6 protein-coding genes are annotated in these 6,651 nt (G+C 62.3%); all 6 read right to left on the bottom strand.

Going from position 1 to position 6,651, the window contains the following annotated elements; genetic code table 11:
• On the bottom strand, nucleotides 1–307 hold a 307-nt coding region (locus ACEW8Q_RS19045; protein ID WP_373505644.1), incomplete at its 3' end, for a bifunctional diaminohydroxyphosphoribosylaminopyrimidine deaminase/5-amino-6-(5-phosphoribosylamino)uracil reductase RibD.
• 10 nt (nucleotides 308–317) lie between these two features.
• The gene (gene nrdR / locus ACEW8Q_RS19040; protein ID WP_373505642.1) at nucleotides 318–797 is read right to left on the bottom strand and encodes a transcriptional regulator NrdR; all 480 of its coding nucleotides are present in this window, start codon (nucleotides 795–797) and stop codon (nucleotides 318–320) included.
• 85 nt (nucleotides 798–882) lie between these two features.
• On the bottom strand, nucleotides 883–2,301 hold the full coding sequence (glyA, locus tag ACEW8Q_RS19035; RefSeq protein WP_373505641.1) for a serine hydroxymethyltransferase: 1,419 nt from the start codon (nucleotides 2,299–2,301) through the stop codon (nucleotides 883–885).
• Between the two features lie 198 nt (nucleotides 2,302–2,499).
• Nucleotides 2,500–4,539 carry a L,D-transpeptidase family protein gene (locus ACEW8Q_RS19030; RefSeq protein ID WP_373505640.1) on the bottom strand — a complete coding sequence of 680 codons (2,040 nt, stop codon included), beginning with the start codon at nucleotides 4,537–4,539 and terminating at the stop codon, nucleotides 2,500–2,502.
• Between the two features lie 280 nt (nucleotides 4,540–4,819).
• Complete coding sequence (gene ldtR / locus ACEW8Q_RS19025) at nucleotides 4,820–5,320, bottom strand: transcriptional regulator LdtR (RefSeq protein WP_373505643.1); 501 nt, start codon at nucleotides 5,318–5,320, stop codon at nucleotides 4,820–4,822.
• 335 nt (nucleotides 5,321–5,655) lie between these two features.
• Entirely contained in the window at nucleotides 5,656–6,357 is a 702-nt protein-coding gene (locus tag ACEW8Q_RS19020) for a hypothetical protein (RefSeq protein WP_373505639.1), read from the bottom strand.
• Between the last annotated feature and the right edge of the window lie 294 nt (nucleotides 6,358–6,651).

The following is a 6,651-nucleotide window of genomic DNA, read 5'->3' as shown; positions in this document are numbered from 1 at the left end:
CCGCCACGCGGGGGTCCGGGTCTTCAAGCGCCGTCACGACACGCCTCACTCCGGCGTTGATGAGGGCATTGGCGCAAGGCCCGGTGCGGCCATGATGGGCGCAAGGTTCGAGCGTGACATAGACCGTCGCTCCCCTCGCCTCGTCTCCCGCCATCTTCAGGGCTTCGGTTTCGGCGTGGGGCCTGCCGCCGGGTTGCGTCCAGCCAACGCCCAGGACCCGCTCGTCCTTAACGATCGCGCAGCCAACATTGGGGTTTTCGGCGGTGGTGCCCAGCGCCCGGCGGCCGAGCCGCAGCGCATAGTCCATCCAGCGGGCGTCAGTTGTCACCGGTCTCGCCGTTGTCGTCCTCACCCGAAAGCTCGCCCAAAAGCTCTTCGAAATCCTTGGCTTCGCGGAAATTCTTGTAGACCGACGCGAAGCGCACATAGGCGACGTCATCGAGCATCTTGAGGGCTTCCATGACGAGCTTGCCGATTGTATCGGACTTGATTTCGCTTTCGCCCAGGCTTTCAAGCCGGCGCACGATGCCGGACACCATGCGCTCGACGCGTTCAGGGTCCACCGGGCGCTTCCGCAAGGCCACCTGGATCGAGCGCATCAGCTTGTCGCGGTCGAAGGGCACTCGCCTGCCGGACTTCTTCAACACCATCAGCTCGCGCAGTTGCACGCGCTCGAAAGTGGTGAAGCGGCCCGAACAATCAGGGCAATAGCGCCGGCGGCGAATGGCGGTGCCATCCTCAGTCGGACGCGAATCCTTCACCTGGGTTTCTTCATTCGAACAGAACGGACAGCGCAAGACTTAGGGACTCCCCCGGACGAACCACACCATCTCTTGCGGAGAAGGCGCGGCCGGGTCAAGCCCGGCCACGCCGCATTTCAACTTAATAGATGGGGAAGCGCGCAGTCAGTGCCTTCACCTTCTTCGCGACAGACTTTTCAACCTTGGCGTTTCCTGCTTCGCCATTGGCGGCCAAGCCGTCGAGCACCTCGTTGATGAGTGCGCCGACTTCCTTGAACTCGGCAGCGCCAAAGCCGCGCGTGGTGCCGGCAGGAGTTCCCAGGCGGATGCCGGAGGTGATGGTGAAGGGCGCCGGATCGAAGGGAATGCCGTTCTTGTTGCAGGTGATGTAGGCACGGCCCAGCGCCTGTTCGGCCGCCTTGCCGGTCACGCCCTTCTTGCGAAGATCGACCAGCATCAGGTGCGTGTCGGTGCCGCCCGAGACGAGGTCGCAGCCGCCGTCCATCATGGCCTGCGCCAGAACCTTGGCATTGTCTGCCACCGCCTTCGCGTATTTCTTGAAGGCGGGCTTCAGAGCCTCGCCGAAGGCCACGGCCTTGGCAGCGATCACGTGTTCCAGCGGTCCCCCCTGCAGTCCGGGGAACACCGATGAGTTGATCTTCTTGCCGATATCGTCATGGCGGGTGAGGATCATGCCGCCGCGAGGGCCGCGGAGCGTCTTGTGGGTCGTTGTCGTCACGATATGCGCATGTTCCAGCGGCGAGGGATGGACCCCACCCGCCACGAGACCGGCGATGTGGGCCATGTCGACCATCAGGTAGGCGCCGACCGAATCGGCGATTTCGCGGAACCGCTTGAAGTCGAGCGTGCGCGGATAGCCCGAACCGCCGGCAATGATCAGCTTCGGCTTTGTGTCCAGCGCATGGGAAGCCAGCAAGTCATAGTCGATCAGGTGGTTGTCCTCGCGCACCTTGTAGGGCGAGACCTTGAACCACTTGCCGGACTGGTTGACGGGCGAACCATGCGTGAGGTGACCGCCGCAGGCGAGATCGAGGCCCATGTAGGTGTCGCCCGGCTGCAGGAGCGCGAAGAACACAGCCTGGTTGGCCTGCGCGCCGGAATGCGGCTGCACATTGGCGAAGGAACAGTTGAACAGTTCCTTGGCGCGGTCGATGGCGAGGTTCTCGGAGACATCGACAAACTGGCAACCGCCATAATAGCGGCGGCCTGGATAGCCCTCCGCATATTTGTTGGTCATTACCGAGCCTTGAGCCTCCATCACGGCCTTGGACACGATGTTCTCGGAGGCGATCAGTTCGATTTCGTGCTGCTGGCGTCCGAGTTCGGCGGCAATGGCCCTGGCGATCTTCGGATCGGTCTTTGCCAGCGCCTCGCTGAAGAAACCCGGGAACAGCGGCTTCGGGCCAGCCTTCGCGGCCGGCTTCTTCGCAGCAGCCTTCCTGGCTACGGGCTTGGCCTTCGCCTTTGCCTTTGCCTTTGCCTTTGCTTTGGCAATAGGCTTCTTCGCCTTCGCGGCCTTCTTCACGGATGTCTTCGCCATGGTTGAATCCCCTCCAAACCCATCTTTACGTCCTGCCGCAATTGGCAGATTGCCGGATCGAGGTCCAGATACATCTTTGGCTAAGTCGAGGCCCGGCGACGAACGGCAAGGCCTGTGAAATCCGCGCCAACATCGGCCTCGGCTTCACATGGCAGCAGACAGATTTCGGGCGGGATCATGTCCCGCCCGCATCCCGTATCAATTCGTGGAAGACGCCGTCTTGGCGGGCGTGGCCGCCGTCTTCTCGGGCTTTGCAGGAGGCTTCTTTGCGGCAGCCGCGGGCTTGCAGCCGGCGGGAAGCTTTCCATCGGCGCCGGCCTTGCAATCGGCGGGTTTCGCCGCCTTTGCCGTATTCGACTTCTGGGTTGCGGACTTGGAGTCCGCCGAGGCTGTCTTGGTGGCGTCGGTCAAGGCCTTCTTCTTGTCCGTCACCGCCTTGGCGTCGGGCTTCTTGGCCGCAACCTCGGTCTTGTCCTTCTTCACTACCTTCGTGGACTTGGTGGTCTTGGCCTTCTCGTCAGCCTTGGCCTTCGCTGTCTTCGACTTGTCGCCGGATTTGGCCTTCTTCGACGCGACCTTCTTCGAACCCGGCTTCTTTGCCGTTGTGCCGTCGGCATCGGGCATGCTCATCACTTCCGAGGCGCTGCGCTCGCGATTGCCGGTCCAGGCTCGCGTCTTGCCGTTCGAGGCTGCTTTGGATTTCTTCTTGCCCGTATCCCTGCCCTGAGCCTTCAGCTTGGCCTTCGGGTCCTTCAGGCTGACGAGGCTGTCAGTGGACTTCGAGGAAGCGCCGGGCAACCGCTCGCTGGCATCGATCCTGTCACTGCTACGGCGGAAGATCGAAGCGAAGCCGACGGCCTCGTCTGCGTCGACGGCTTCCAGCGAGCGCGGAATGGGCTTCAGAACATAGCGCTTGCCGCCCTGCGTTTCGCCGACTGGAAGCGGCTGGCCAACCACGAAGCCGGTGCCGTCCAGCTGGTAGACGTCGGACCGGAATGCAGCCACGCCATCTCGCGTGGGCCATGAGGTGAGGTAGGCGACGCGCAGCTGCGGGGAATTGGTGACCGGCTTGTCCAGACGTTCCTTCGTCTCGGCCAGTTCGGCGATGCGGGAAGAATTGATGCCATCCTGGCCCTGCAGGATCCAGTCGATGAGGATCGCCACCTTGTCGACGCGCACGCAGCCCGATGAATAGAAGCGGCTGCCCGTATGGAACAGATGCGGTTCGGGCGTGTCATGAAGATAGATGCCGAAGGGGCTGTTGAACTCGATCTTGGCCGTCGCCATGGCATTGGAGCCGCCGGGCTCCTGGCGGAAATGGTAGTTGTCGACCACGGCGCGGCGCCAATTGACCGAATCCGGATCGATTTCGGGACCGCCAACGCCGTTGAAGATCTTCATGTTCATGTCGCGCATCACCTTGGATGCGCCACTCGACGTCATACGCGGAACGATGTCCTTCTCGACGATCGAGGCCGGCGCGTTCCAGTACGGATTGAAGCGGATGACGGTGAGGGGCGTCATGACCACGGGTGTCGGGCGCGACGGGCGGCCGACAATGGCATTGTGAAGCGAATAGACCTTGCCGTCGTTCACCGCCTCGATCTGCTGGGCGGGGATGTTCACCACAATGTAGCGGTTGCCAATATCCTTCGAATATTCGGCAAGGCGCGGAATGTTGGCCTTGATGGTGGCGAGACGGCGATCGGCAGGCACGTTCAGCGCACCGAGCGTGGGGCCGTCGATGACGCCGGTCACCGACAGGCCGTGGTTGCGCTGGAAGCGGCGCAGCGCATCTTCGGTGGCACTGGTGAAGACCTGGGCATATTCGCCCTCGGTGGCTTCGGCGCGGAGATAGCCTTCCATGAAGAGGCGCTTGTTGAGAGCCGCCGGACCCTTGCCGGTCGAACCCTTCTTCAGCTTGCCCGAAGGCACCTTGGGCCAGCCACCCTGGGCCACGACGGCGGCATATTTGTCGGCTACCGCCTGCATGGCGGCAGCACCGTCCGCCGTGATGAATGGCGTGATCGCCCCATCGCTGATGACCGCCGTCTCGGTTGTTGCCTTCGAGCCGGATTCCTGGGAGTGGCCACCGGTATTGGAGTTGGTCGTCACCGTGCCGGTATTCTGGCCGAAGCGCTTCTTGCGCATGAGGTTATCGGAATCGTCGGCATCTGCAAACGCGACGGCAGGCAGCGCCAGTGCGGTTCCCAATGCCAGCGCCACGGCCAGCGACACACACCGGACAATCCGACCCGACCGAGCAAAAGCCCCGAAATCCATCAACAACCTCACACTCTCCGACTGAGTGGCTCAGGGTACCCTGCCAGCCACTCCCCGACAACAATCATTGTCCGACTCGTCAAGAGCCGACCACATTACCGCCATGAAAAGCCCGGCAATTGCGGCAAGAATGCGATGAAGGTCAGCGTCTTGGCAACCGCCAAAAACTTCGGGGCCGCGCTGCGGCATTTCCGCCACAGCACGGCCCTTCCATCACGATTTGCAGGGTGTGATTCTAGAGTCGGTACAGAATCTGGTCGGTCCAGTAACGCTCGAGGCGGGTCAGCGCCTTGTTGATCCGGTCGAGTTCGTCGACGTTGAGACCCACGACCTGCTCCACCGCCTGCATCTGGCGATTGTAGAGTGCGTCGACCCGATTGCGGATCGCCTGGCCCTTCGGCGTCAGGCGCACGCGCACCGAGCGCTTGTCGGTGGCGGAACGCTCGTGGTGGACGTAGCCGGCTTCCACGAGCTTCTTGAGGTTGTAGGAGACGTTCGAGCCCTGGTAGTGACCACGGGTCTTGAGTTCGCCTGCGGTCAGTTCCGAGTCCGCGATGTTGAACAGCAGGAGGGCCTGCACCGGGTTCACTTCCGGCTCGCCGTTGCGTTCAAAATCATCCTTGATCACGTCCAGCAGCCGGCGGTGCAGACGCTCGATCAGGTTGAGCGCTTCGAGATACTTGGGCTTGACCGGATGCCGGACAGTTTCCCCAACCAAAGGGCGCACGGCCCCCATCACTTCAGTTCGCATGTTGATCCACCTTACCCTTGAAGCGAGGCTGGCTTCTTTGTCCATGCCTCTTATCTTCACGACAGTACTTCGCGGGGCCTTAAGTCCGGCTCAACAGCTTGAGTAAATTTATCCTTATAATTTCAGATGTTTGGACAGAGCTCTTATAGCGTTTACGGAGTCTTCCCAAAGCCGCTTAAGTTTGAATTGAAGTGTTGGGTGAATCAAAGCCGAACGGCTCGCCGCCATCGCGGAAGGGTGCCCAAAAAAAGATGCGGGCAGACGGCCCCACCCGTCTGCCCGCACTCATGTGCTCCATCCCCTTCTGGAGCAGTACCGCCTTAGCGGCTTGAAACGCCCTTGTAGCCGCGCTCGATCTGCGCCAGTTCATTGGCGGAACACTTCGCGCCAGCGGCATTGCGCTCGGCATTCCTGACGGCACGGTTGACGGCACTCTTGCCGCTCTGGGTCACGGTCTCGCGGTGCAGCGTGATCACGCGGTCATAGAAGCGCGCTACCTGGAAGCGGGACAGGCTGTTGCACTGGCGCTCCAGGTAATAGGCCTTCACGACCCGCGAATAGAGGCCGAGGCCACCCCCACCCGACCGGGTTGACGCGGTTTCAGGCTTCTGTGCGGCGCGGGTTTCCGGTGCCCGGCGCTTTGCCGGGGCTGCCGCCGTCTGACGGTTGGACTCGGCCACGGCCTCGCGCGCGGCCTCGAGGGTTTCGCGTACGTCAGCAGTTGTGGCTGCCGTGCAACTCGCCCCATTGCCTTCCGCGTAACCTTTGCCAGCGGCCGAACGTGCCGCACCAGCGGAGGATTGGCTCGCCGCCGCCACCTCGGCGCGGGCCGTATAGCGCGAGAGCTCGCTCCGCTCGGAAAACGACAGGACATTGCAGTGCCTGTCCGCCGCTTTCGCCCGCGACAGGATGCGGACCGCCTCTTCCGCCGCGGTGCTCGCCAGAACGGGCTTCACGGCAAGCGTGGCGGCGGGAAGAACCATGAGCGGGAGAGTCACGAGAAGATATGTCAGCTTTGGCATGGGCATGTGATTTCGGCCTCTGAATTCGCCTTCAAGCCTAACGGCAGCAACCTTAATTTGATTCAAATGCGAAGGGCTTTTCGCTCCGATGGTTAATCGTGCCTTGCCCTCGCCTCAACTTCGTGGCGATAGTTTACCGATGAAGCTGTTGCACTTCTCCCTCTACCTGCTGCTGACCGCGCCGCCAAGCCTGGCTGCCGAAACCGTGCCCAAGCCGAGGCCGCGGCCCGAACCCAGCGCTGCGGCCGTTGCCGTGATCATTCCCATTCCGCGGCCACGGCCCAGCCGGGACTC

It is taken from the genome of Aestuariivirga sp. (genome assembly GCF_041738905.1).
In the GTDB taxonomy this organism is placed as follows: domain Bacteria; phylum Pseudomonadota; class Alphaproteobacteria; order Rhizobiales; family Aestuariivirgaceae; genus Aestuariivirga.
This window is presented reverse-complemented; position numbering and strand designations above follow the sequence as displayed.